This window comes from Rothia sp. ZJ932, assembly GCF_016924835.1.
Classification (GTDB): domain Bacteria; phylum Actinomycetota; class Actinomycetes; order Actinomycetales; family Micrococcaceae; genus Rothia.
The window spans coordinates 961,017-985,024 of record NZ_CP070480.1 but is presented as its reverse complement, the minus strand read 5'-3'; the positions used below and the strand labels follow the sequence as shown (position 1 = coordinate 985,024).

The 24,008-nt window shown below is 54.5% G+C and carries 25 protein-coding genes; 5 read left to right on the top strand and 20 right to left on the bottom strand.

Going from position 1 to position 24,008, the window contains the following annotated elements; all coding sequences use genetic code 11:
• The 3 genes from JR346_RS04540 (at nucleotide 1) to fabF (ending at nucleotide 2,900) form a co-directional block, all read left to right on the top strand.
• Nucleotides 1-1,026 (top strand): beta-ketoacyl-ACP synthase III, encoded by a 1,026-nt coding sequence (locus JR346_RS04540; RefSeq protein ID WP_204876728.1) that lies wholly within the window; start codon nucleotides 1-3, stop codon nucleotides 1,024-1,026.
• Nucleotides 1,027-1,285: 259 nt separating this feature from the next.
• Nucleotides 1,286-1,528, top strand: coding sequence for an acyl carrier protein (locus tag JR346_RS04535; protein ID WP_204876729.1), 243 nt, complete (start codon nucleotides 1,286-1,288; stop codon nucleotides 1,526-1,528).
• A 106-nt stretch (nucleotides 1,529-1,634) separates the two neighbouring features.
• Complete coding sequence (gene fabF, locus JR346_RS04530; RefSeq protein ID WP_205483595.1) at nucleotides 1,635-2,900, top strand: beta-ketoacyl-ACP synthase II; 1,266 nt, start codon at nucleotides 1,635-1,637, stop codon at nucleotides 2,898-2,900.
• A 55-nt stretch (nucleotides 2,901-2,955) separates the two neighbouring features.
• Here fabF and JR346_RS04525 read toward each other — a convergent pair whose 3' ends face one another.
• From JR346_RS04525 to rplS, 10 genes are all read right to left on the bottom strand, one after another.
• The gene (locus tag JR346_RS04525; protein WP_205483593.1) at nucleotides 2,956-3,462 is read right to left on the bottom strand and encodes a DUF3145 family protein; all 507 of its coding nucleotides are present in this window, start codon (nucleotides 3,460-3,462) and stop codon (nucleotides 2,956-2,958) included.
• A gap of 61 nt (nucleotides 3,463-3,523) precedes the next feature.
• Nucleotides 3,524-4,546 carry a tyrosine recombinase XerC gene (locus tag JR346_RS04520; RefSeq protein ID WP_205483591.1) on the bottom strand — a complete coding sequence of 341 codons (1,023 nt, stop codon included), beginning with the start codon at nucleotides 4,544-4,546 and terminating at the stop codon, nucleotides 3,524-3,526.
• On the bottom strand, nucleotides 4,543-5,778 hold the full coding sequence (dprA, locus tag JR346_RS04515; protein WP_205483589.1) for a DNA-processing protein DprA: 1,236 nt from the start codon (nucleotides 5,776-5,778) through the stop codon (nucleotides 4,543-4,545). The genes JR346_RS04520 and dprA overlap by 4 nt, the downstream gene beginning before the upstream one ends.
• A 47-nt stretch (nucleotides 5,779-5,825) precedes the next feature.
• Nucleotides 5,826-7,364 (bottom strand): YifB family Mg chelatase-like AAA ATPase, encoded by a 1,539-nt coding sequence (locus JR346_RS04510; protein WP_205483587.1) that lies wholly within the window; start codon nucleotides 7,362-7,364, stop codon nucleotides 5,826-5,828.
• Nucleotides 7,365-7,366: 2 nt separating this feature from the next.
• A complete protein-coding gene (locus JR346_RS04505; protein ID WP_205483584.1) occupies nucleotides 7,367-7,750 on the bottom strand; it encodes a YraN family protein in 384 nt (127 codons plus the stop codon).
• Between the two features lie 295 nt (nucleotides 7,751-8,045).
• The gene (locus JR346_RS04500) at nucleotides 8,046-8,381 is read right to left on the bottom strand and encodes a DUF2469 family protein (RefSeq protein ID WP_204876739.1); all 336 of its coding nucleotides are present in this window, start codon (nucleotides 8,379-8,381) and stop codon (nucleotides 8,046-8,048) included.
• A gap of 2 nt (nucleotides 8,382-8,383) precedes the next feature.
• Nucleotides 8,384-9,142, bottom strand: a complete 759-nt coding sequence (locus JR346_RS04495; RefSeq protein ID WP_204876740.1) for a ribonuclease HII — start codon at nucleotides 9,140-9,142, stop codon at nucleotides 8,384-8,386.
• Nucleotides 9,139-9,891 (bottom strand): signal peptidase I, encoded by a 753-nt coding sequence (lepB, locus tag JR346_RS04490; RefSeq protein ID WP_204876741.1) that lies wholly within the window; start codon nucleotides 9,889-9,891, stop codon nucleotides 9,139-9,141. Before lepB (JR346_RS04490) ends, JR346_RS04495 begins: the two co-directional genes overlap by 4 nt.
• Before the next feature lie 91 nt (nucleotides 9,892-9,982).
• A complete protein-coding gene (gene lepB / locus JR346_RS04485; RefSeq protein WP_205483581.1) occupies nucleotides 9,983-10,645 on the bottom strand; it encodes a signal peptidase I in 663 nt (220 codons plus the stop codon).
• A 13-nt stretch (nucleotides 10,646-10,658) separates the two neighbouring features.
• On the bottom strand, nucleotides 10,659-11,006 hold the full coding sequence (gene rplS / locus JR346_RS04480) for a 50S ribosomal protein L19 (RefSeq protein ID WP_204876743.1): 348 nt from the start codon (nucleotides 11,004-11,006) through the stop codon (nucleotides 10,659-10,661).
• 370 nt (nucleotides 11,007-11,376) lie between these two features.
• On the opposite strand from rplS, the gene purU reads away from it, so the two are divergent.
• Nucleotides 11,377-12,258: a formyltetrahydrofolate deformylase gene (purU, locus tag JR346_RS04475; protein ID WP_240334021.1), complete on the top strand. Its 882-nt coding sequence runs from the start codon at nucleotides 11,377-11,379 to the stop codon at nucleotides 12,256-12,258.
• A gap of 85 nt (nucleotides 12,259-12,343) precedes the next feature.
• On the opposite strand, the gene trmD is transcribed toward purU, so the two are convergent.
• The 10 genes from trmD to ftsY all read right to left on the bottom strand — a co-directional run bounded on the left by trmD (nucleotide 12,344) and on the right by ftsY (nucleotide 22,420).
• Nucleotides 12,344-13,171 (bottom strand): tRNA (guanosine(37)-N1)-methyltransferase TrmD, encoded by an 828-nt coding sequence (gene trmD, locus JR346_RS04470; RefSeq protein ID WP_205483580.1) that lies wholly within the window; start codon nucleotides 13,169-13,171, stop codon nucleotides 12,344-12,346.
• Nucleotides 13,172-13,762: a ribosome maturation factor RimM gene (rimM, locus tag JR346_RS04465; protein WP_205483577.1), complete on the bottom strand. Its 591-nt coding sequence runs from the start codon at nucleotides 13,760-13,762 to the stop codon at nucleotides 13,172-13,174. It lies immediately after the preceding gene.
• Nucleotides 13,763-13,999: 237 nt separating this feature from the next.
• Nucleotides 14,000-14,242, bottom strand: coding sequence for an RNA-binding protein (locus JR346_RS04460; RefSeq protein ID WP_204876746.1), 243 nt, complete (start codon nucleotides 14,240-14,242; stop codon nucleotides 14,000-14,002).
• Nucleotides 14,243-14,244: 2 nt separating this feature from the next.
• Entirely contained in the window at nucleotides 14,245-14,673 is a 429-nt protein-coding gene (gene rpsP / locus JR346_RS04455; protein ID WP_204876748.1) for a 30S ribosomal protein S16, read from the bottom strand.
• A 333-nt stretch (nucleotides 14,674-15,006) separates the two neighbouring features.
• Nucleotides 15,007-16,893 carry a hypothetical protein gene (locus JR346_RS04450; RefSeq protein WP_205483575.1) on the bottom strand — a complete coding sequence of 629 codons (1,887 nt, stop codon included), beginning with the start codon at nucleotides 16,891-16,893 and terminating at the stop codon, nucleotides 15,007-15,009.
• A gap of 130 nt (nucleotides 16,894-17,023) precedes the next feature.
• The gene (locus JR346_RS04445) at nucleotides 17,024-17,509 is read right to left on the bottom strand and encodes an NUDIX hydrolase (RefSeq protein WP_205483572.1); all 486 of its coding nucleotides are present in this window, start codon (nucleotides 17,507-17,509) and stop codon (nucleotides 17,024-17,026) included.
• 150 nt (nucleotides 17,510-17,659) lie between these two features.
• The gene (ffh, locus tag JR346_RS04440) at nucleotides 17,660-19,237 is read right to left on the bottom strand and encodes a signal recognition particle protein (protein ID WP_205483570.1); all 1,578 of its coding nucleotides are present in this window, start codon (nucleotides 19,235-19,237) and stop codon (nucleotides 17,660-17,662) included.
• A 458-nt stretch (nucleotides 19,238-19,695) separates the two neighbouring features.
• Complete coding sequence (locus JR346_RS04435) at nucleotides 19,696-20,523, bottom strand: exodeoxyribonuclease III (protein WP_204876754.1); 828 nt, start codon at nucleotides 20,521-20,523, stop codon at nucleotides 19,696-19,698.
• Nucleotides 20,524-20,575: 52 nt separating this feature from the next.
• Nucleotides 20,576-20,806: a GNAT family N-acetyltransferase gene (locus JR346_RS04430; protein WP_205483568.1), complete on the bottom strand. Its 231-nt coding sequence runs from the start codon at nucleotides 20,804-20,806 to the stop codon at nucleotides 20,576-20,578.
• Nucleotides 20,807-21,331: 525 nt separating this feature from the next.
• Nucleotides 21,332-22,420: a signal recognition particle-docking protein FtsY gene (gene ftsY, locus JR346_RS04425; protein WP_204876756.1), complete on the bottom strand. Its 1,089-nt coding sequence runs from the start codon at nucleotides 22,418-22,420 to the stop codon at nucleotides 21,332-21,334.
• A 144-nt stretch (nucleotides 22,421-22,564) separates the two neighbouring features.
• Here ftsY and JR346_RS04420 point away from each other — a divergent pair, with 144 nt between their 5' ends.
• The gene (locus JR346_RS04420) at nucleotides 22,565-23,914 is read left to right on the top strand and encodes an MFS transporter (RefSeq protein ID WP_240334020.1); all 1,350 of its coding nucleotides are present in this window, start codon (nucleotides 22,565-22,567) and stop codon (nucleotides 23,912-23,914) included.
• Nucleotides 23,915-24,008: the final 94 nt, after the last annotated feature.

Here is a 24,008-nt window from a genome sequence, read left to right as displayed (position 1 = left end):
ATGACAACCCTACGACAGGCAGAACCCTCCACCTACTCACGTATTCTGAGCTACGGTGCCGCACGCGGTAACACCCTTGTCGCCAACGATGATTTGGTAGAGAAGATTGATTCCTCCGATGAGTGGATCAGACAGCGCACCGGCATTGTTACCCGCCACCGTGCCGATGAAAACCAGTCAATCACCGATCTGGCGGTGGACGCAGCCAAGGACGCATTAGAGAGAGCTTCACTAACCGGTGATGATATAGACACAGTTATCGTTTCAACCATCACCCACCCGCACGCTACCCCTTCACTGGCAGTTCTAGTGGCTGATGCTATTGGCTCTAAAAGCCCTGCCTACGATATTTCAGCAGCTTGCGCCGGTTTTTGTTACGGCATCGCCCAGGCGGATGCTCTGGTCAAGGCGGGTACTGCCCGCAATGTTCTGGTCATCGGCGTTGAGAAACTTTCAGATTTCATCGACGATACCGAGCGCACCATTTCGTTCTTACTAGGTGATGGCGCGGGTGCTGCCGTGGTGGGTGCATCAGATACCCCCGGTATTGCACCGACCGTTTGGGGTTCAGATGGCAGCCGTTTTGAGACTGTGGGCATGACCCATTCTCTGCTTGAGATTCGCAACCGCGACTTTATTGCGAACCCCGTCCAGGAGGGTGAGAAGATTTGGCCGACTATGCGTCAAGACGGTCCATCGGTCTTCCGTTGGGCAGTGTGGGAAATGGCTAAGGTTGCTCAGCAGGCTCTGGATACCGCTGGTATTACCGCAGATCAGCTGGGTGCGCTCATTACCCATCAGGCGAACGAACGTATCATTGACCAGATGGTAAAGACCCTCAAGCTACCCGACACTGTTGCTGTAGCCCGCGATATTGTCAATGCTGGCAACACCTCGGCAGCATCCGTTCCCTTGGCAGCTCACCGCCTGTTAGAAGAAAACCCCGAGCTCTCAGGCACCTTCGCCCTGCAGATTGGTTTCGGTGCAGGTCTTGCTTTTGCAGCTCAGGTCGTTGTACTGCCCTAGTGCATTCCTCAACTCACGTTTTTTGAAAAATACCACTATAATTTTCAAAGTAACCGTGAGCGTATGTTCCGTAACTTCACCAAGACACGGGATAAACTCATAAGCGTAAGGGTTCTTGGTGCGGTTTATCCCGCCAAGTCACCCCACCGATTCATGAAGCTGCCGGGCTCAGAACTTTCTGAAACTGACAGCAACACCGAATCATCACGAGAAAAACTGCGACGCCCAGCGGCGTCCGCATAAAAGCAAAGGAGCCGTAATGGCTAGCAAAGAAGAAATCCTCGCAGGTCTGGCAGAAATCGTTAACGAAGAGACCGGCGTTGAGACTGCTGACGTTCAGCTCGACAAGTCATTCACTGAAGATCTCGACATCGACTCAATCTCCATGATGACCATCGTTGTTAACGCTGAAGAAAAGTTCGACGTCACCATCCCCGATGAGGAAGTCAAGAACCTCAAGACCGTGGGCGATGCAGTGAACTTCATCGAGAACGCTAGCTAATTAGCCTCACCGATTCATGGGCGCGAGACAAACCATCTCGCGCCCATCAATATATGCGCCCGCGCGAGATGACAACGAACCTCTACCCCAGAAAGCGTAACTGACAATGTCTCAAAAAGTTGTGGTCACCGGTCTTGGTGCCTTCACCCCCATTGGCGAAGATGTACCTACTACCTGGCAGAATGCCCTCGAGGGTGTCTCCGGTGTACGTACACTCACTGAAGAGTGGGTTGAACAATACGAACTTCCCGTTACTTTTGCTGCTAAGACCGCTATTGACCCGCTTGAGTCAGAACGCTTGAGCAAGGTTGAGGCTAAGCGCCTTGACCCATCGGGGCAGTTTGCTCTTATTGCTGCTCGTGAAGCGTGGGCGGACGCAGGGTTCGGCGCTGATGACGCTGAGGCAGCTGACGGTATAGATCCCCTGCGCACCGCCGTAGCTTTTGGTACCGGTATGGGCGGCGTTTGGACGCTGCTGGATGCCTGGGACACTCTGCGCGATAAGGGGCCCCGCCGTCTGCTACCCATGTCTGTTCCCATGCTGATGCCCAATAGCGCTGCTGCTGCGGTGTCGATGAATTTGAAGGCACGCGCGTCCGCTCAGACCGTTGTTTCAGCGTGTGCTTCTTCAACCGAAGCGTTGGATCTAGCACTTGATTTGATTCGTTCGGGTAAGGCTGATGTGGTCATTGCTGGCGGTACTGAAGCGGCAATTCACCCTACCACTATTGCTGCTTTTGCAAAGATGCAGGCTCTCTCCACCCGCAATGATGATCCCGCCGCCGCATCACGTCCCTACGATACTGACCGCGACGGCTTTATCATGGGCGAAGGTGCCGCTGCTTTGATTCTTGAATCCGAGGAGCACGCGAAAGCACGCGGTGCACGTATTTATGCTGAATTCGCAGGTACCGGCGTTTCAGCGGACGCTTACCACATTACCGCTCCCGACCCCGCGGCGATGGGTGCTACCCGTGCCCTGCGTGAGGCACTGGAGAAGGGCGGCATTGCGGTGGATCAGGTTGTTCACGTCAATGCCCACGCGACCTCTACCCCTGTGGGTGATATTCCTGAGGCTACCGCCCTGCGTGAAGTTTTTGGTGAGCACACTGACAATGTTGCTGTATCAGCCACCAAGTCGATGACCGGTCATCTCTTGGGCGCTGCAGGAGCTCTTGAAGCAGTGTTCACGGTTTTGGCGTTGCATCACCGTACCGCTCCTTCAACTATCAATCTTGAGACCAAGGATGAGCAGATTGAGCTGGACGTTGTCACCACCCCGCGTCAGTTGCCCGACGGCAATATTGCCGCTCTCTCGAACTCTTTCGGTTTCGGCGGTCACAACGCTGTAGTAGCTTTCAAGAGTGTCTAAGTCTGCGACACTCAAGAACGCAAAAATACCCGGTTGTTAGTGCAGCCGGGTATTTTTATGCCCTGTGGGAACGTAAGAGAGGCACTGAGCTGAGTGTACTCGCGGCAGAACGCAGGGGTTCAAGTTCGAGATCCCACGCTTGCCCAAGCGCTACCTCGAAATGGTGCAACAGTAGCTGGGGGTCGTCCCCTGCCTGTTCATAGGCGTGTTTAATTTGTTCTTCTGTCACTACGAAGTTACCGGCAATATCAGTGTGGGCGTGAAAGATTCCGAGACTAGGGGTGTGCATGAACCGGCTAGCGTCACTTGTTGCAGTAGCGTTTTCTGTAACCTCGAAAAAAATATTGCCGATCGTAAAAAGGGCGGATGCAAAACGGGCAGAATCTCCTTGATCGCCCTGCCACTGGATGGTCGTCGCTACAGTACCGGCTTGGAGCGGCTGCTCGCTCCATTGAACGATGAGGGAGCCTTGCATGAGGTGCTGCAGCGTCCAGACAATATGCGGGCACAGAGCATACGGTGCCGCGTGGATAAAGATGTACCCACCGGTTGCATGCTTCATGTTTTCTCGCACCTTTCAGCAGTGGTCTACCGCAGTTTCGGGGCTTTGCCCGTGTTCTCCATTACGCCCTGGGGTGGGCTTTTGAATAGCTACCAGCAAGCTTATCAATAGAAACGTGGGTATAGATTTGGGTGGTGGCTAAATTGGTGTGTCCCAGTAGCTCCTGGACGGTGCGGATATCTGCGCCTCCATCTACCAGGTGGGTAGCTGCCGTGTGTCTGAAGATGTGGGCGCCGCTGGCGGTGGTGTTCTCTAGCCCCGCGAGCAAACGGTTGATATCTTCACGAATTTGACGGGGATTTGCCCGTTTACCGCGCGGACCAATGAAGAGGGCCTCTTGCACGCTGCCGTTACCGGGCGTAAACCACTGGGGTCTGCCTGCTCTCACCCACTGTTCTAGCGCGTCCATCGCAGGTTGACCGAAAGGAACGATCCGCTCTTTATTGCCTTTACCTATGACGCGCAACGTATAGGCGGTGCGGTCGATGCTGCCCAGGTTAAGGCCCGTAAGTTCAGAAATGCGCATACCCGTGGTGTAGAGCAGCTCCACCACGGCTGCCAGGCGCAGGGTGCGCGCATCGCGGGGGTTCTCTTGTAGAGACCTCTCGACGTCTCTCAGCAGCTGCTGCATATGGTCGTTGTTCAGTACCTCAGGAAGGTAGCGGTCTTTAGCCGGGGTGCTGAGAGTGCGGGCGGGGTTCACGTCAATCAGCTGTTCCTCTTCTGCCCAGGCAAAGAAGGAACGAAGGCAGGACGCGCGCCGCGCCATGGTGCTTCTGGCAGCGTGGTGGCGGTGTAGGCTCGCCAACCAGTCGCGTAAATGATCACGGGTGATGACGCGTAATTCGCTCACCCCGTACCGGTTACAGTAGGCAAGAAAAGCGGTGAGATCAGAGGTGTAAGATCTGATGGTCTCGGGTGAACGGTGCTTCTCATAGGTGAGATAGCGGGTGTACTCAGCAATCACCTGCGAGTAGGCTCGATTATATTCAAGGGGCCCGTCGGTGAGTACTAGGGTATCTGGCAGATCGGAGTCAGTGATCTCTGGCGTTTCGCGGTCAGGGGTTGGTTGTTGGTCTCTCATGCTGTCCCTGTCCTTGCCGGTATTTTCTTCTTCCATTGTAGTGTGGCGGTATCTTGGCTTGCCAGTGAGTGCGCGTGCAGCTTGCTGAGAGTAACCATGAGAGTTCGTGCAGGAAGAGAGGTGGTAGAGCTGAGTTCCTCGATGCTCATAGTTCTGCGAACCGGTAGAGCGTCCCACACAAAGCGTTCAGTGCTATCAAGAGTGTCTGTGGCATCGCCTAGGTTAGCCTCGGGGAAGGCTGAACTCTGTACTGGCAGGCTCTGCGTCATCTCTTGAATGAGGTCTTGGGCATTAGTGAGCACGGTAGCAAGACCGTCTTTGAGCAGACGGTGGCAGCCCTCTGAGCTGGGCGAGAAAATTGAGCCAGGTACCGCGTATACGGTGCGCCCTAGTTCTAGGGTGTGGTTTGCAGTGTTGAGCGCCCCCGATCGCCAGCGGGCTTCAACAATAATAGTGCCGCGGGATAGACCTGCGATGAGCCTGTTTCGCTGGAGAAACCGCCACCGGGTAGGGGCAAGACCCATCGGTACTTCTGAAAGAATCAGCCCCTGTTCGATGACCTGATGTAGCAGGTTTTCGTTGTGCTTGGGGTAGAGAGAATCTAGCCCGCCTGCCATCAGGGCAACCGTAGGCAGTTGAGAGGTTCCCGTGGCAAGAGCGCTGGTGTGGGCAACCGCGTCAATACCGAAGGCGCCGCCGGAGACTATGGTCAGCCCTGCCTGGGCAAGTTCACCAGCAAGGTGCTGGGTTGCTGAACGCCCATAGGCGCTAATATCGCGCGAACCCACCACTGCTAGCGAGCGCGCTTCTTTAAGCTCGTTGAGTCTGTTGCGGTCGCCTCTGCCCCAGAGGGCGAAGGGAGTGGCGTAGCCGAAGTCGTTGAGGGATTGGGGCCAGTCATCATCTTCTGGTGTACACAGCCATGCCCCGATTTTGGGGGCGAAGTGGAGTTCATGATCTGGGTTGTAGGTGCTGAGCTTGCGCCCACAGCGTTCAATGCGGTCGGTGAGCTGTTTGAAGAACTGCTCAGGTTCAAGGGTTGTATCACCGATAAGTTCTTCGGTGAGGTGCGAGGTCAGTTTCTCTCTTCCTGAGAGAATGTGTGCGGTTTTCTCTACGCCCTGGGATTCGATGAGTGCGTGGGCGATGTGGTCTTGGGGTTCGACCGCTCGCATGATGATTGCTCGGGCGCGTTGAGTGCTGTTTGTGGTGGTTTCGGGTGTTGGTTTCATAGTGGTGGTTCTTTTCCGTGGGAGGTTGCTTTAGGCGCTGAGGGTGGTTAGCGCGCCAGTGTTGAGAGGTTTCTGAAGTAGAGGGCGAGATTGAGGTGGTCTTTACCCGGTGTTGTTGCGCCGTCGAGGTCGGCAAGCGTCCAGGCGGTGCGCAGCACCCTGTCGTAGCCTCGGGCGGTGAGTTTGCCTTGGTCCATAGCGGTGGAGAGTTCTTGGGTGAGCCTGTTATCGAGTTTGAGTGCCCCGCGTAGGATTTTGCCGTTGGCATCTGCGTTGGTGAGCAAGCCGAAGGGTGCTAGGCGTTCGTGTTGGGCAGCCCGTGCTGCGCTTACCCTCTCTTTTACTGCCGCGCTGGATTCGTTGGAACCGGTCTGGGCGAGTTCTGCTGAGGAGACTTTGGGAACGGTGATGTGTAAGTCGATGCGATCCAGCAAAGGGCCGGAGAGTTTGCCGAAGTAGCTGCGTCGCTCACGGGCAGTGCAGGTGCATTCAAGCCCTCTGCCGGTGTTGAGACCGCAGGGGCAAGGGTTGCAGGCGAGTACCAGCTGAAACCGTGCCGGGTAGGTGGCTTGCGCTCCAGAGCGGTCAATGATGATTTCCCCGTTTTCTAAAGGTTGGCGTAGGGTGTCGAGCACGGTGCGCTTGAATTCCGGTGCTTCGTCAAGAAAAAGTACTCCACGGTGGGCTTTAGAGATGCTGCCCGGTCTGGGGATTCCGCTACCGCCGCCAATGATTGCCGGCGCGGATGCGCTATGATGCGGAGCTTCAAAAGGTGGGGTACGCATGAGTTCGGTGAGACCGTACCCTCCCGATACCAGTGAGTGGATGGCGGTTACTTCCATCGCTGAGGCATCATCGAGTGCAGGCAAAATACCGGGTAGACGCTCAGCGAGCATGGTTTTACCCGAGCCGGGTGGGCCGTTGAGCAGAAGGTGGTGCCCACCGGCGGCGGCGATTTCTAGCGCCATGCGTCCTTCTGTTTGACCTGCAACATCTGCCATGTCGGGTACTAGCAGCTCGGTGGAAGTCTCAGCCGGACGCGTCGATTGGGTTTGGGGTGGAAAGGTGAGAGTATCAGCATCGGCGCCCAGCGCCCTAAACACCTCGGCAAGACAGTAGAATCCGCTAACCTCGGCTCCCGGTATCAGAGCAGCTTCTTTAGCATTAGCGGCGGGTACAACGACTCGGTGGTGACCGGCGTCTACCGCAGCTTTAACTGCAGGGAGAACACCGGGTACAGCACGCAAAGTGCCGTCTAATCCAAGCTCTCCCAGAAACATTGTTTGCCCGCTAGGTTGCAGCTCCCCCGCCGCTTGCAGGGCAGCAACCACCATCGCTAAATCGAACCCGGAGCCTTTCTTCTGCAAGGTAGCCGGAGTCAGATTCACCGTTACTTTGTGGCTGGGTAGGGAAATCCCGGAGTTTTTAGCGGCAGACCGTACCCGATCTTTAGCTTCGTTGAGGGCGGCGTCGGGCAAACCCAACAGCAAAAAGCCTGGAAGCGCTGTGGAGATATCGGCTTCAACCTCAACGACATGACCGGTGATACCCATCAAAGCGACAGAAAAAGTCCGTGCAAAAGCCATAGTTAGACCGCCTTTCGGTGGTCAAAGGTAAATTCTTTGGGCGTGCCTGTGATAGCTACCGCGTCGATGCGAAGACCTGTGAAATCAGTGGTCTCTCGGGTACTGCACCATGAGTAAGCCAGAAATTTGAGCCGTTGAGATTTGGTGCGGTTGATTGCTTCCAGAGGGTGCCCATAATCAGCTGTTGACCTGGTTTTTACTTCAACAAAGACCAGGTTAAGCTCGGGGTCAAGAACAACCAGATCGACCTCACCGCGCACCGTTTCTATGCCCTCGATGGGTTCCGGTCGCCAGTTGCGTTCGATGATGGTGTAACCATTGATCTCAAGCGCGGCAGCGGCTATATCTTCGCCCCATCGTCCTACCTGTATGTGCCTTCTGACCATCTTTTGTCTCCCTTGGCTACCGCCGTGAGTTCTTGCTATTCCTTTGTTCTATTAGTGGCGTATTCTCCATAGCCCGGTCAAGCAAACCCCATAATCTGTGGATATCTTGGGGTGTCTTTGAGCTATCCACAGGTTTTTGTGTCCACAGTTGAGTTGTGTCCACAACTTACGATTGTGGATAACCTGCCTTTACCGTGCGATCAAAGCGCCACCTGCCAACGAAGCAGGGCAGCAAAAAGCCCGGCTCAGTCATAGACTGAACCGGGCTTTTCCCTCTGCATATTACAGGTAATAGCTAAGCATCAGAGGGTGGGTAATCAGGTACCTCTGGCATCGTGAAATCCTGCTGGTCACTGCGTTCTTCAACATTGACGTCTTTGACAGAATAGACCTGTACAGCCTTCACAAAGCGATTTTTGCGGAAAATATCCCACACCCACACGTCCGTCATCTTCACATCAAAATAAAGTCCGCCCTCGCTCGCCTGCGGAGTTACCGTGACAGAGTTTGCCAGGTAAAACCTGCGATCGGTCTCAACCACATGGCTAAAGAGCGATGAGACTTCTTTATACTCTTTGTACAATTCGAGCTGAGCTTCAGTTTCATATTTCTCAAGGTCTTCACCGCTCATGATTAAATCATTCCTTTCGCTCGCTGAATGTGTGCTTGACGGGTTTGCTCGGGCATAATGCCCAAGTTCCACGAGAGGCGATGTTCAACGGTGGCTCCGTGTTCTTGAAGTACCTGCCGGTGGGTTTGACTGCCGTAGCCCTTATTTTTTGCCCACCCATACTGGGGGTACTGATCTGCCAAAGACTCCATATATGTATCTCGACTGACTTTAGCAACCACTGACGCGGCGGCAATTGAAGCGCAGGTAAAATCCCCCTTGATGATAGTCTGCACCGGTAAAACCGGCAGTCTATCCCCACCCCAGAGTTGGTCTACACTGTGCTGATAGAACTCATCAGACGGGGTCAACCCGGTCAGCAGATCAGTTTCGGGTTCGGTGAACCAGTCGTGCTTTCCGTCCAATAAGACCGCATCAGGACGCGCCCCAGCAGCTAGCACCCGATGCATCGCCCGGTGAGCCGCCAGACGTAAAGAGGCAGTCATACCCAAAACATCAATCTCGGCAGCACTCACAGAGCCTACCCCCGTCACCGCCCACTGCTGTATGAGAGGTACCATCTGCTGACGCACAGATTCTTTAAGAGCCTTAGAATCAATGAGTCCCTCAACATCGAGAGTATGTTGGGGCGTCACCACAGCAACGCCTACAGACACAGGCCCGGCAAGGGCACCGCGTCCTACCTCATCAATTCCCGCGATGCTGGTGTAACCCCGGGCGAATAGCTCGCCTTCTGTCTCTAAAGTCGCTCCGCTAATCATGAACCCGCAGAAACCGGCTCAAAGACTTCTGAATCCCCATTCATCAAGGTGAAGCTACTGAGGGGCCACGCCACCACAAAAACCTCACCCACCACATCGCTGTCATTGATAAAAGCAGTGTTACTTTCAATATGATAGCGAGAATCTGCTGAATTCGAGCGGTTATCACCCATCACGAAGTAAGAGTTCTCAGGAACAATCACATCAAAAGGCACATCGGAAGGGTTTACGCCTTCCTTAACGTAGGTCTCGTCGATAGCAACACCATTGACGGTTACTTTGCCGTCAGCAGAGCAACACTGCACCCGGTCGCCCCCCACACCAATAACACGTTTTACCAGGTAGTTCTCAGAAGCATCAGGAAGCACACCAATAAAGGCAAGAGCATTGCGAATAGCGCCCTGCGAAGCACCGGTATCAGGTATCCACTCCTTTTTGTCTTCAAAGACAATAATGTCACCGCGTTCAGCCTGACCAAACATAGCGCCAGCACGATTCACAAACACGCGATCGTTGACCTCAAGAGTGTTCTCCATCGACCCCGATGGAATAAAGAATCCTCGTACAACAAAACTTTTCAAGACAAAAGCAATCAGCAGAGCATAGAAGATAATCAGCAGAATCTCCTTGACCTGTTCACCCAACGACTGGGGTTTGTTATCAAGGGCTTTCTTCTTACTGCGAGTAAGAAACGGTTTTCTCGCTTTCTTCTCGGCTGCTATGCTTCCGGCACCGGGTTCTACAGACATCGAAAAACCAACTATCTTTCTCATCGCTAGGGTCAATCATCACGGTTCGCAACGCATGCACACTGCGGGCGTTGGAATCTTCTCATGGGTTTTATTCTAAAGTTTGGGCACGCTCTAGGGGCCAGAAAATACGGGTGAGTTTACCGATAATTTTATCGGTACTAATCATGCCACCACCGGGGACTCCCAATAATGAGCGTGAATCTACAGATGCGCTACGATGATCACCCATCACCCACATGCGCCCTGCCGGTACCTGCACCGAGAAGTCGATGGTAGAGGGCTGATCGCCGGGGTACACGTACGCTTCGTTGAGCGGCTCACCATTGACCAGCAAACGCCCCTCAGCATCGCAACACTCCACGGTGTCACCACCTACACCCACCACGCGTTTAACGTACACGCTCTCCGCGCCCACCAAACCAGCCCACTGACCGGCAGTTTTGAGAGGGTTTTTCAACCAGGGACTACCCGAAACATAAGGGGCAAAAGAACCCGCACCATCAAACACGATGACATCCCCACGCTGTAGCTGCTGCGCGTCCATAGGCTGCACCAAAATGCGATCCCCCGGATTAACCAGTGGTTGCATAGACTCCGACGGAATGAAATACACATCGATGACAAAAGTACGCAGCGCGACCAGCGCAGCAAAAGCAAGAACCACCGCCATAGCAACCAGGCGCCAACCCCTTACAAGGGGCTGGCGCCTGGTGCCTACAGGTTCTGCCGAAGAAATCTTGGCATCATCCATAAAAACTAAAGAATTAGTTTTCGCGCTTCTCGCGGATACGAGCTGCCTTACCATGGCGATCGCGCATGTAGTACAGCTTCGCACGACGAACGTCACCACGGGTTACCAGTTCGATCTTTTCGATAACGGGTGAGTGAACCGGGAAGGTACGCTCTACACCAACACCGAATGAAACCTTACGCACGGTGAAGGTTTCACGAACGCCAGAGCCCTGACGACCCAAAACGTAGCCCTTGAAAACCTGAACACGTGAACGGTTACCTTCAACAATGTTGACGTGTACGTTCAGGGTGTCACCGGGACCGAAGTCGGGCACATCGTTGCGAAGTGACTTGTTGTCGATAAAGTCAAGAGTCTGCATTGAGTTTCTCCATGAGTCATCTGCCGCAGGTCAAACAATCTCATTATGCGACGGCACAGTGTCTATGTCAGCCAAAGCTGAAGACTGAATATTGCACCGAAGAGGCTTATCTACTTGCACCCGCTCTATCAGCGAGCACAAGGTTCTTTTGTGCTGTGGCTGCTCTTCCCCCTGCGGCAGGGGCATACCCACAAAAGAACACAAGGTTTAATTATGCCATGTGTGCCCTGTCTTCACCAGAGATAACTGCCGATAATATTTACTAACAAGCGTGATAGCTTCATCACCCTTTATAGCGGTGCGGAGCCGGTGCCAAGGTGCCCAGTGTAGCCTTAACACACAAGAATTCATTTCGCGAAAGGCACCCACCGTGGCTTCAGCACTACTAGCTAACCAAGACGAAGAGCTCATTCTCACCCTCGACTGCCCCGAAACAATTGGTATTGTGTACGCCTTAACCGGCGTTTTCCTCAAGCACAAGTACACCATCATCGATTTGCAGCAGTTCGATGATCTGCGCACCGGGCATTTTTTCATTCGTGTTCAAGCAGCACCTTTCGATGGCGCGTCCGCCGCTTACGATGCGATCAAGGCTGAGATAGACGCAATTGCCCCTGACTTCTCCATGCGTTACGAACTACGTTACAAGAGCGAAAAGCGCCGCGTGCTGATTATGTCGTCAAAAGCAGACCACTGCTTGAATGACCTCTTTTACCGCACCCGCACCGGTGATCTGCCCATTGAAATTGTGGGCGTGGTATCTAACCACCGCGATCACCAACGCCTCAGCGAATGGAACGGAGTGCCTTTCTACCACATTCCCGTCACGCCTGATACCAAGGCGGACGCTGAGGCTCAGCTGCTCGATGTAGTAGACCGCCTCGACGTTGATCTGGTGGTGCTAGCACGCTACATGCAGATTCTCTCCAACGACCTGGCAGACAAGATGGAGGGGCGCGTTATCAACATCCACCACTCCTTCCTGCCTTCCTTCAAGGGGGCAAAGCCCTACCACCAGGCATTTGAGCGCGGTGTAAAAACCATCGGTGCCACCGCCCACTACGTCAACTCAGAACTTGACGAGGGCCCGATCATCGCCCAGGAAGTCATCAACATCGACCACACCTACTCCCCCGAAGACCTAGTACGCCGCGGACGCGACGCTGAAACTAAAGCTCTGGCGGACGCTGTGCGCTGGCACTGTGAAGGGCGCGTCATCCTCAAGGGCGGACGCACCGTCGTCCTACGCTAAACGGTTTTTAACCGCCGAGATCCTGATTGTTTGCCGAAATCCTGTTTTATATCAGGATCTCGGCAAACAATCAGGATCTCGCGTTTTAAGCAGACCGTCGAGCTTCTTTCGCCGCCCGGTTGCGTTGGGCTCTCAAATCATTAAGCAGGGCGCGGTCTTTTTTGTCCCAGTTAGTTTCTGGGTAATTCTCGATCATGTCGAACCGTCGGGCGAAGGTACGCTCAATCTGCTGGTTACGACGCCACCGCGCAATGGCTGCGTGGTTACCCGACAGCAGCACATCGGGTACCGTGCGCTCGCGCCAGGTAGCTGGTTTGGTGTAGACCGGATACTCTAGCAAGCCGCCGGTGTGCGATTCTTCTTCTAAAGACTCGGGGTTGCCCATAGCACCGGGAATCAGCCGCGTCACTGCCTCAATCATTGCCATCACGGCAACTTCACCGCCGTAAAGCACGTAGTCACCCAAAGACACGGGTAGAACTCTAAAGGATTCCTGCGCCCAATCCAGCACTCGTTCATCAATGCCCTCGTAGCGGGCAGGAGCAAAAACAATATGTTTCTCTTGCTCAGCCCACTCATAGGCAAGCGCCTGATCAAACACCTGACCTGCCGGTGAGGGCACGACCAGCAACGGACGCGCGTCCGCCCCTTCGCAGGGGTTACCCTCACCTGTTACTGTTTGAGCGTCTTCCAAGATACTGTTGAGAGCCAGCCCCCAGGGTTCGGGTTTCATAACCATGCCCGCACCACCACCGTAGGGGGTGTCATCTACAGTTTTGTGGCGGTCAAAGGCGAAGTCGCGCAGGTTGTGAAGATTGAGTTTCACCAGACCGGTCTCTTGCGCTTTGCCCAAGAGTGAGAGGCGTAGTGGCTCTAGGTATTCAGGGAAAATCGTTACAACGTCGTAGCGCACTTATTCATCCTCGGGTGCTTCATCATCGAGCGCCATTTCAATGAGCCCGGCGGGCGGGTCGATGAGCACAAATCCCTCGTCGAGATCGAGTTCAGGTACCAGTTCCTCCACGAAGGGAATCATCACTTCTTCGCCATTGACAGCCAGTTCAAAGAGCAGAAGATCTTGGGTGGGCATGGTCTGCAACCCGGTGACTTTACCCAGAGCGTCGCCGGAAGGCAGTTCACCTTCGGGTACATCTGCGATACGGTAGACAGGCAGACCGATGAGGTCGTGCTCGTAGAAGCTGTCTTCGTTGGTATCGGTTGAAGAGTCGAACTCAAGGTAGCTATCGCGCAGCGCCTCAGCGTCATTGCGGCTGGTGACTTCGTTGAACTTCACCACAAGAATTTTTTTGTTCCACCGGGCGGACGCGACCGTCAACTCCCCCGCCGGCAGCAGGGAACCTACGGGGCTGGTGGGGTCGAAGTCGCGAATCTGCAGGGTCTCACCGGCTGCAAAACGTTCCTCGGGGTTATCGGTGAACAGCTGAACGGTGACCTCACCACGAATACCGTGGGGCTTACCGATGCGAGCTACAAGTACCTGCATGTAAAAGAGTCTCCTCACAAACGTCAGAATGCTGAACTAGAACCAGTCTACTGGCTAAAGCACGGTTCAAAAGAACGTACCGGCGCAAACCGCAAATATGAGTTCACACCCCAAAGCGCCCCTTGAGTTGTATCAAAGGGGCACTTTCGATCAGCGACTAATCCTGCACCATTAGGTTGCCTAGACAACAAAAACCCCGGCTACCGTGAGGTAACCGGGGTCTTTAAGCTATTTCAGTTAGCGTCGGCGGTCTGTGTCGATGACATCCACGCGGACGTGGTCGCCGCCGGAGATGGCGTTGACGACGGTGCGCACGCTGTTGGCGGTGCGTCCCTGCCTGCCGATGACGCGTCCGAGGTCTTTGGGGTTTACGCGAACCTCTAGGGTTTCGCCCCGTCGCCCTGCGCGGGCGCGAACCTCAACGTCGTCGGGGTTGTCAACGATTCCCCGAACCAAGTGTTCGAGAGCATCAGCCAACATGATTACTCAGCTGCTTCCTCTGAAGCTGCTTCTTCAGCAGCCTCTTCTGCGGGAGCTTCCTCTTCCTTAGCTTCAGCCTTGGGGGTGATAGCTTCGGGGAGGATTACTGAACCCTTTTCGGGAACAACAAATTCGGGCTTGGGTTCAACGGGCTTGACAGTGTTCTCTGCCTTTTCACCCTTTGAAGCCTGCAGGTCGCCGGTCAGCTTGAGCAGAACTGCTACCTGCTCGGTAGGCTGAGCACCTACTGACAGCCAGTACTGTGCGCGCTCTGAGTTGATCTCAATGCGTGAGGGGTTCTCAGTCGGGTGGTAGATACCGATTTCTTCGATAGCCTTGCCATCACGCTTGGTGCGTGAATCAGCTACAACAACGCGGTAGCGGGCATCGCGGATCTTACCAAAACGCTTCAGACGAATTTTAACAGCCACTGTAGTGGACTCTCCTGTTTCATATAAATAGTCGAGTTATTTGCTCTTGCTCCCGTGGGGCGGGCCAATCACAAAAACTCTGTGGACACAATGAACGCCCGGTGAGAGGGGCCGAGCGCACTGGGTACAAACATATAGTATGCCAGAGCCTACTCACTTAATCTAGGCGGACGCGGTTTAAAAATAGTGTGATGTATGCGGGACAGCAACCATACCCAGCGCGAGTCACCTTTAACTGCATGATTCACCTCTGCCCATGAGGTGAATCATGCAGTTAAGGGAGAATCTCCCCTACCTGTTTTCGGGCTTACACCCCCAGAGCAGCTCAGTCTCTTACTCTTGCCCAAAGAACTTACGCAAGAACTTCTGGGTTTGCTCCCTCGTACGTTTTTTGGCTTCACTACCAGCACGGTGAGCTTTTTCGCCCAGTTCGCTGGAATCTAAAAAGTCACGGACACGCGCCGCTCCCCTGTTCCCAGCAGCCTTGCCGTGGCGTGACGGGGTTTGGACGGAGGACTCCCCCGCCTTCTGTTCACCTTTAATTTTTTGGAGTTTTTCAAGGGTACGTGCCATAACAATTTCGGAGATACCCGCGCTCGCTAAGGCAGCTGACGCTAGAGCAGCGTTCTGAGAGGAAACCCCCTGAGTGCGGCGACGAGCAGCGATCAAAGCCAAAATACCCGAAGCGCCCAGCTGAGCTACGCCATCCAACATACCGGGTTTCTTATGTGACTCACCACTCACGAATGCAAGCGTCGAAGATTCACTGCCAGGAACATCGTCCTCTTCGTCAGCATCTGGGGCGAACGCCCTGTACCCAGGCATGTGCGTCATGTCGGCACGCGCATCCGCCACACGGGCAACCTCAACACTGTACCCCAGCAACTGCAAAACTGATTCCATACCGGTATCAGACCCGGTATCTTCAATGTAGTTACGCAGGCGTTTAGACTCGGTGTCATCCAGGTTATAGATCCACGTCAGGTTCTCAATCTCATCATCCAAACGAACGTAGCTCAGCGGATCAGGGAGCAAACCGGGCAGAGCCCATAAGGTATCCAAGGCTACCGAACGCTGCGGCAGGTAGCGGGTGAGTACCTTATTGGCACCCCAGTGCAAATCAATAAGAACACCCGAAATATCGGCGCTAGGGGTTCCAACAACCCCCTGCATCCACTCACCCACGCTACCCTCATCAAAAGTGGGATTGAAACCACCGGGTAGAACAAAACTGAGTTGATGGGAGTTATCAGTGCTCGCCACCACCACAGCGGGTCGGCTCAACTGATCAATGACTAGAGCCAAAGTCATGTAGTCAGCGCTCAGTAAGACCCACCCGTTGCTCGAAGGCGCTGCCTCTAAGGCACACGTCAGTAGAAGCTGCGGAACCTGCTGCGTAAGCTCGTCCATACTGATTTCAACCAGGGCAGCGCAGGTTGAATCAGCGTCAACGGTCAGTTCTTCGCCCAGCTCAGTCACCGGCACAGAAAACGAATAGGAATCCTGCTCTGCACAAATACCGCCGCGGGCAGGAAGTAGCTCCATCAATTCGGCAGCGAAACTCTCAAACGCCAAACCAGGAGCGATCCTGCCTTTCTCATCGACCTCAGCGGTCACCCATTCATCGTTCTCGTTAACGCACAGTACGTACACGTTAACGGTTGTTTCATCTGCTTCATAAACCATCAACTGCGGAAGGTCTACAGCAGCAAGCAAAAGCTCACGTACCACATCCTCAGCCGTAGCCTCGGTGATACGGCGCTCCATCTCTTCTTCAGCACGTGCTTCTTCTTCGCTGAGAGGTTCGCCCAAAGTCTCCTCAGAGTTATCTGCGCGTTCGGTTTCCCCAGGACGAGCGTCCGCCTCCGGTTCCGTCGGTTCAGCATCCGTAGCCCCCTCAACTTCACCAGCTAGCTCTTTAAGCTCCTCGGGGCTCACACCATCACACAGCTGCTCAAAAACCTCAGCCGTGAGCTCCATATTATCGAGTTCAATAAACTCAGACTCAGAGATTGAATCGGCACCACGCACAGCCTCAATCATCTGCTGAATCTCACGGCGAATACGTTCTGCAGGATCGCCCTGATCCTCTTCACCTGCGATCTCTTCTGCCAGCTCATAGCCGCGCGGTCCGAAATCAAGGCTAATTCGAGCCCATGAGGTTTCGTAAACAGGCGCACTATCATCCCCTGAAAGTGGTTCAGAGTAATGATCAGACATATTGATACGTATTCCTTAACTCAAATTTTTTATGACACTACCTACTAAGACGGGCGTGTACCGTTACTTCTCACGCGGCGCACACACCCCGCGCAGTCAGTATCAATTATATAAAGCCAGATAGCCCTTATTACGCGATGCTGCTATCAAGTTCAACAACGCACCCAGTTTCAAGCGCCCGGTAACACTGCCTAAGATTGTAGGTAAAACTAGCTGAAAAGTAATCATCAAGATCCTCTTCAGCTACCCAGCGGTACTCGGTGAGTTCCTCTTCTTGCAAGGTAATCTGCGCCGACGAGTCAATCATGCCACCATCGTAAATGTAGTAGGTGGAGTCGCCCCAGATACCCATCTGCAACCCGTGGAATAGGAGCAAGAGCCTACCGGGCTCCAAATCTAAACCGACCTCTTCAATAACTTCGCGGAAGCATCCCACCTTAGGCGACTCGCCTGCCTCAACGGTGCCGCCAGGCATCGTCCAACCGTCCTTGTAATTAGGCTTAACAGCGAGCGTCCGCCCCTTCTCATCGCGAATCAAAGCAGCAGCTGCCAAACGACGGGTCGGTAAGCTCTCAATGAACTTCACCAATTCATCCTGCGGAAGATAAGAATTCACGGCGCGCTCCTTACACACATAGCGGTTATCACAAACTACATTACGCCCTGAGAACAGTAAAGGCGCGATGATCCAACGATCAACGCGCCCCTCACCTCAAACACGCTTGACTCAGCACCTACCAAAACTTCACAAGTGCCAGTTCAAAACCTAGTTGCCCAGGAACTTCTCAAAACCCTTCGGCAGGTTCATGTCCTTCATATCGAAGTCTTGGTTGTTCTGCTGACCAAATGCTGAACCCTTAGCCGCCTGGGCCTTCTGCTGCGCTGCCTGCTCCTGCTGAGCGCGCTTGGCAGGGTTGCCCGAGCCCTTCTTCTTTTTGTTGTTGCCCTTAGCGTTCTTCTTCTTAGCACCACCGGCTGCTGCCATACCGGGAACCTGCATACCGCCGGGCATACCGGGCATCTGACCGTTAGCCAACTTCTTCATCATCTTCTGTGCCTGAGCGAAGCGTTCCATGAGCTGGTTAACCTCAGAAACGGTAACGCCTGAACCCTTAGCAATACGAGCACGACGCGAACCGTTAATAATCTTGGGTGCCACACGTTCGTGGGGGGTCATCGAGCGGACGATTGCCTCAACACGGTCAATTTCACGCTCATCAAATGCCTCTAGCTGCTGGCGCATCTGCGCAGCGCCGGGCATCATCATGAGCAGCTTCTTCATGGAACCCATCTTGCGGATCTGTTGCATCTGCGCCAAGAAATCCTCAAAAGTGAAGTCTTCGCGATCGACGAACTTCTGCGCCATACGGTCGGCTTCAGCCTTGTCCCAGGTCTGCTCCGCCTGCTCAATGAGTGAGAGCACATCACCCATATCAAGAATGCGCGATGCCATACGGTCGGGGTGGAACTGCTCGAAGTCAGTGACGTTCTCGCCGGTGGAGGCGAACATGATGGGCTTGCCGGTTACTGATGCTACTGACAGCGCTGCACCACCGCGGGCATCGCCATCGAGCTTTGAGAGCACCACGCCGGTGAAATCTACACCCTCGTTGAAGGCGTTAGCGGTGTTCACCGCGTCCTGACCAATCATCGCATCGATGACGAACAGAACTTCGTGAGGGTTGATAGCGTCGCGGATATTGCGTGCCTGAGCCATCAGCTCTGCATCAACACCCAAACGACCCGCGGTATCGACGATAACGACGTCGTGCAGTTTAGCGCGAGCTTCAGCGACACCGTCGCGGGCTACCTGAACCGGGTCGCCGGTAACGGTATCAAACTCGCTGGTAACGCCGGGGTGAGGAGCGTAGACGGGAACTCCCGCGCGCGAGCCTACCACCTTCAACTGGTTGACCGCGTTGGGGCGCTGCAAATCGGACGCCACCAGCATGGGGGTGTGCCCCTGCGCTTTGAGCCAGTGCGAGAGTTTACCTGCCAGAGTGGTTTTACCGGCACCCTGCAAACCAGCCAGCATAATGATGGTCGGGCCGGTCTTCGCCATATTGATGCGGCGAGTCTGACCACCCAAGATTTTAACGAGCTCTTCGTTAACAATCTTGACAATCTGCTGGGAGGGGTTCAGAGCCTCTGAAACCTCAGTGCCTAGGGCACGTTCTTTAACACCAGCGGTGAACTCGCGAACCACAGGAACCGCGACGTCAGCATCGAGCAGCGCACGGCGAATCTCGCGAACTGTTGCATCAATATCAGCTTCGGTCAGGCGGCCCTTGCCGCGGAGGTTCTTAAAGGTTGCTGTCAACCGGTCTGAGAGTGAATTGAACACGGTACGTGATCTACTTTCATCGCTTGGGATTTCGGAGCAAAGCCCGCTGGTCTATAAGTCAACTTCTAACAATATCGCATCGGGTGAGCAGACGCGAAGACACAGGCTAACAACGTGCCAGTTACGCTGGCAACCGCCCCATGCTTGCAGGCATGAGATTCACCCCTTGCTATTGGATTCTTTATTACTGGTTGAAAAGGCGTGATAGGGAGTCAACGAGTTGAGCGATAGCTCGGACTAAATCTGCGATGGGCGCAATCCATTCGCGGTTGGTCCGAGCTATTTTTGCTCTTACCCTTAGACACAATAGCCACCCCCTTTCGGTGGCTTCACTTCACGGCAAGTTGATGACGTGTTGTACCGTGAGGAGTCCGCGAAGAGGGTTCTTAAAGTGTGAAGGCTAGGATGCGATAAGGCACCCTAGCCCTGATCATCAAGAGAGTTTCCCTGGCAATACTTTACAGCTCAATCTCCAGCAGAATCGGGGTGTGATCCTGGCGGGTGCCCGAGTCAATCATCTCTGACTTTGTGACCTTATCTGCCACACGATTAGAGACCAGCCAGTAGTCGATGCGCCAGCCCGTGTTATTGATTTTTGAGGTGCGCGAGCGCTGTGCCCACCAGGTGTAGGCGCCGGTGACGTCCCCGTGCAGGTGGCGGAAGGTGTCGGTGAAGCCCTTGGCTAGCAGGTTGGTAAAGCCCTCGCGTTCTTCGATGGTGAAGCCTGGTGAGCGGGTGTTGGATTTGGGGTTTGCCAGGTCGATTTCAGTGTGGGCTACGTTGAAGTCGCCGGTAGCCAGTACGGGTTTGCGTGCGTCCAGAGTTGCAAGGTAGTTAGCGTAGAGGGTATCCCATACCTGGCGGTCGGCTAGGCGCTTCAGCCCGTCGGAGGCGTTGGGGGTGTAGACTTGGGTGACGTAGAAATCCTCAAATTCGAGGGTAATCATGCGTCCCTCGGCGTCCATGGTGGTGGGGCTTTCAATCTTGGGGTAGGTCACCGTTGGCGTGTGCTCGGGCTTGTAGAGGAACATGGTTCCGGCATAGCCTTTGCGGGCGGGCTCATCTGAAGATACCCAGGCAATCTGGTAGCCGGGAAAGTAATCCTCAAGCACTTCGAGGTGCTTTTTGGTAGGGCCCTTGGCTGGGAGCTTGGTTTCCTGGATAGCAAGGACGTCGGGTTCGTGGTTGGTGACGGTGCGCAAGACTTCGCGGGACAGCAGGGCGCGCGGTGAATCGCTGGTGAGGGCGGCGTTCAGTGAGTCAATGTTCCAGGAGATAAGTTTCATGCTCACCATTCTACCCAGTGCCCATCAGCGTACCGGGTAGAGCAGCTAGATTCTAGGCAAGGTCGAAAGCGACTACCGAATAAGGGCGGTTATCACGTTCAAAACTGCCGATTTTTTCTGCTTCCAGGTGCCGGTGCATAGCCAGTGATTTTTCGTTGGCATCTTCAACGGAAGCTGTCAGATGACTGAACCCGTGTTCCCATCCCAAACGGGCGATGGACGCAATGGGTGCCTTGCCCAGCCCCTGCCCCGGCGTAGTCATCAAGCACAGCGAGGGGGCCACGTACAAGGTGCTTCTCAGCAGCGAGGTGAGAGTGCTCTTACACTGCTGTAGCAATACCCAGCGCCATCTGCAGGCTCTGTTAGTTCTGTGGGCACCGGTGAGCCAAAGAGCACGCCCACAACCTTTTCGTGGTGTTCGATAAGGCTTACCCCGCGTGTGAACACGGTAATCTCTCTTTCTTAAATCTTAGGAGGTACTTGCTGGGTACGTTACTCCACGGGCCGGGTAAAAATGCTAAAAAGCCTGTCCTCAAATTCGTACTCTGCAAGCATTTCTAGCTGCACTTTGTGGTGAACTGTCGTTGAGACAGTGCTGACACTCTCAACAAAAGAAATAATGCGCTCGGCACCGCGTCTACATCTGAGAACGGGCATACGCCCCGTCCCTCTTGCTCACACGTAGTTGCTGAGGATAGTTTTCTTCCCCAGCTAAGAAAAAGTGAGTGTCGTCTGTCTGCCCACTATGTCACTTGAACATGATGAGGAAACAGCCGACACCCACCTTCAAAAAGCGGTGTATGTAGCTTTAGTCAATCAGCGCGTCCACGAACTCTTCAGCATTGAAAGGTGCCAAATCGTCCGGGCCTTCGCCCAGACCAACCAGCTTGACCGGTACACCCAGGGTTTCCTGGATAGCAACTACGATGCCGCCCTTAGCAGTTCCATCAAGCTTAGTCAGTACGATACCGGTAATATTCACTACCTCAGCAAAGACCTTCGCCTGCACCATGCCGTTCTGACCGGTGGTTGCATCAATGACCAGCAACACCTCGGTAACAGGAGCTTCTTTCTCAACCACACGCTTGATTTTGCCCAGCTGGTCCATCAGCCCTGCTTTATTCTGCAGGCGTCCGGCGGTATCGATCATCACGGTATCAACCCCGCGTTCTTTACCGACCTTGATGGTCTCAAAAGCAACCGATGCGGGATCTGCACCCTCCTTATCGCTGCGCACGGTCTCAACGCCCACGCGGTCGCCCCAGGTCTGCAACTGATCGGCTGCCGCTGCACGGAAGGTATCGGCGGCACCCAGCAGAAGGTTCTTCTCTTCTGCCACCATAACGCGGGCTAGCTTACCTACGGTGGTTGTCTTGCCAACACCATTGACACCTACCACCAGCACAACACCGGGGTTACCGTCAGCACCGTCAAGTGCCAGCGAGCGGTCAAGGGACGGGTCTACGACCTTCAGCAATTCTTCACGCAGCATCTGCTTCACGTGGGCGGGGTTCTCAGTGCCCTCAACCCGGACGCGTGCCTGTAAAGCCTCTACCAAACGCTGGGAAGGCTCAGCGCCCAGATCAGCCATGAGCAGAGTTTCTTCAACCTCATCCCACACATCCTGATCAATGCGGTCGCGAGAGAGAAGAGCAAGAAGACCTTTGCCCAGCATCGAGTTTGAGCGTGAAAGACGCTCGCGCAGGCGAACCATACGACCAGCAACGGGCGATGGACGCTCGGTAGTGGGCGTTTCTTCAGCGGGATCATTGGGGTCGCGGGTGGTGGGGTAACCCCCGGGAGGCGCTTTCGGGCCGCGCAATAGCACAGCCAGCAAACCGCCCAGTACCGCAACGCCCAGCACAATGTACAAAACTAAGGTCAGGGTATCGTTCATACTCTCTAGCTTGCCACAGAATGTTCCCCCTGCACCGGCTCAGACTTATTTTGGTCGGTAATTGGAATTTTTTTAGCAAGGCGTAGAGTTGATAATTATTAGTTTATTGAGCAACTACATACTGTGGGAAGGTGCCTGCGCACGATGAAAGAAGATACGGAACCGCTCGACACTAATTCGATGTCTGTTGTTCCCCCTGAAACCGGTGTCATACCTGTTATTCCCCCCGCCGATCGGCAAGCGCCGTTGCCGGTGAAGGTTAAGATTCCTGAGCAGATTAAGGTCATGCTCATCGCGTCCTTCCTTATTGCGCTGGGCTTTGGGTTGATTGCCCCGGTTCTGCCACGCTACGCCACGACCTTCGGTGTAGGAACAGCTGTTGCTGGTGTAGTGATTTCAATTTTCGCAACCACTCGTCTGCTGTTCGCCCCGACCTCTGGCAAACTTATTGAGAAGTTCACCGAGCGTCCTATCTACATAGCTGGGTTGCTCATTGTGGCGTTGGGGTCATTAGGTACTGCCTTCTCCCCCAATATTTGGGTTCTTCTTTTCTTTCGCGCCTTCGGTGGTATTGGCTCCGTCATGTTCACCGTTTCGGCAATGGCTCTGCTGGTACGTCTTGCCCCTCCCACGATTCGCGGACGTGTCAGTGGCTACTACGCGACGTCCTTTTTGATGGGCAATATTTTGGGCCCGGTTGCCGGGGCGCTAGCTGCTCCCCTGGGTATGCGTCTGCCCTTTATCTTTTATTCGCTGATGCTCTTTATCGCCTCAGGTTTTATCTACTTCAAACTCAAAGACACGGGTATGACCACCACCATGTTGCGGGCGCAGTCCAACCCGCCGCTGACCTTCAAACAGGCTCTGGGGTTCAGCAACTACCGTTCGGCTCTCTTTGGTAACTTCGCTATCGGCTGGGCCGCTTTCGGTATTCGAGTTTCGCTGGTGCCCCTGGCGGCGCTGGCAGTGGTTACTCTCATGTACGGTGAAAACGGCAACCTCGATAACCAGGCAGCAATGCTCGCCGGTGTCTCGATGGCAACCTATGCCGCCGGTAACGCCCTCTCGCAGAATATCGCCGGACGCTACAGCGACCGCGGTGCCCGCCGTCCTTACATTTTTGCGGGCTTTTTGGTTGCCGGTGCTGCTACCGTTTTCTTCGGTCTGGCACCCAACGCTCTCTGGTTCATTGCCCTTTCGGTGCTCACCGGCATCGGCACCGGCATTCTCGCCCCTGCGATGCAGGCGTCCCTAGCAGATATTATCGGCAACAAACGATCCGGTGGTGCCGCCCTGGCAAATGCTCAGATGTTTGCCGACGTAGGTCAGATTATTGGCCCCATTCTTGCCGGCGCTATCGCCGACTCACTCGGTTTTGGGTGGGCATTTGGTGTCTCCGGCGCTCTCATGATTATTGCCGCTTTCGTGTGGAGCCCCCTGCGCAAACCTACCTTCCCCGTTCATCTGGCGGACGAAGGCTACACCGGCCGTTAGCCGCTACTACTACCGCCCCCTGCCACTGGTGAAGCACACACAAGAAAAGGGGGGTAGGTTCTTTGAAGAACCTACCCCCTTTTCTCGTATGCAC

What these genes read in the sequence shown, in the direction of transcription:
- JR346_RS04540 (WP_204876728.1), top strand. Translation starts at nt 1, where the DNA reads ATGACAACCCTACGACAGGCAGAACCCTCCACCTACTCACGTATTCTG.
- JR346_RS04535 (WP_204876729.1), top strand. Translation starts at nt 1,286, where the DNA reads ATGGCTAGCAAAGAAGAAATCCTCGCAGGTCTGGCAGAAATCGTTAAC.
- fabF (WP_205483595.1), top strand. Translation starts at nt 1,635, where the DNA reads ATGTCTCAAAAAGTTGTGGTCACCGGTCTTGGTGCCTTCACCCCCATT.
- JR346_RS04525 (WP_205483593.1), bottom strand. Translation starts at nt 3,462, where the DNA reads ATGAAGCATGCAACCGGTGGGTACATCTTTATCCACGCGGCACCGTAT.
- JR346_RS04520 (WP_205483591.1), bottom strand. Translation starts at nt 4,546, where the DNA reads ATGAGAGACCAACAACCAACCCCTGACCGCGAAACGCCAGAGATCACT.
- dprA (WP_205483589.1), bottom strand. Translation starts at nt 5,778, where the DNA reads ATGAAACCAACACCCGAAACCACCACAAACAGCACTCAACGCGCCCGA.
- JR346_RS04510 (WP_205483587.1), bottom strand. Translation starts at nt 7,364, where the DNA reads ATGGCTTTTGCACGGACTTTTTCTGTCGCTTTGATGGGTATCACCGGT.
- JR346_RS04505 (WP_205483584.1), bottom strand. Translation starts at nt 7,750, where the DNA reads ATGGTCAGAAGGCACATACAGGTAGGACGATGGGGCGAAGATATAGCC.
- JR346_RS04500 (WP_204876739.1), bottom strand. Translation starts at nt 8,381, where the DNA reads ATGAGCGGTGAAGACCTTGAGAAATATGAAACTGAAGCTCAGCTCGAA.
- JR346_RS04495 (WP_204876740.1), bottom strand. Translation starts at nt 9,142, where the DNA reads ATGATTAGCGGAGCGACTTTAGAGACAGAAGGCGAGCTATTCGCCCGG.
- lepB (WP_204876741.1), bottom strand. Translation starts at nt 9,891, where the DNA reads ATGTCTGTAGAACCCGGTGCCGGAAGCATAGCAGCCGAGAAGAAAGCG.
- lepB (WP_205483581.1), bottom strand. Translation starts at nt 10,645, where the DNA reads ATGGATGATGCCAAGATTTCTTCGGCAGAACCTGTAGGCACCAGGCGC.
- rplS (WP_204876743.1), bottom strand. Translation starts at nt 11,006, where the DNA reads ATGCAGACTCTTGACTTTATCGACAACAAGTCACTTCGCAACGATGTG.
- rimM (WP_205483577.1), bottom strand. Translation starts at nt 13,762, where the DNA reads ATGCAGGTACTTGTAGCTCGCATCGGTAAGCCCCACGGTATTCGTGGT.
- JR346_RS04460 (WP_204876746.1), bottom strand. Translation starts at nt 14,242, where the DNA reads ATGTTGGCTGATGCTCTCGAACACTTGGTTCGGGGAATCGTTGACAAC.
- JR346_RS04450 (WP_205483575.1), bottom strand. Translation starts at nt 16,893, where the DNA reads ATGTCTGATCATTACTCTGAACCACTTTCAGGGGATGATAGTGCGCCT.
- JR346_RS04435 (WP_204876754.1), bottom strand. Translation starts at nt 20,523, where the DNA reads ATGAAACTTATCTCCTGGAACATTGACTCACTGAACGCCGCCCTCACC.
- ftsY (WP_204876756.1), bottom strand. Translation starts at nt 22,420, where the DNA reads ATGAACGATACCCTGACCTTAGTTTTGTACATTGTGCTGGGCGTTGCG.
- JR346_RS04420 (WP_240334020.1), top strand. Translation starts at nt 22,565, where the DNA reads ATGAAAGAAGATACGGAACCGCTCGACACTAATTCGATGTCTGTTGTT.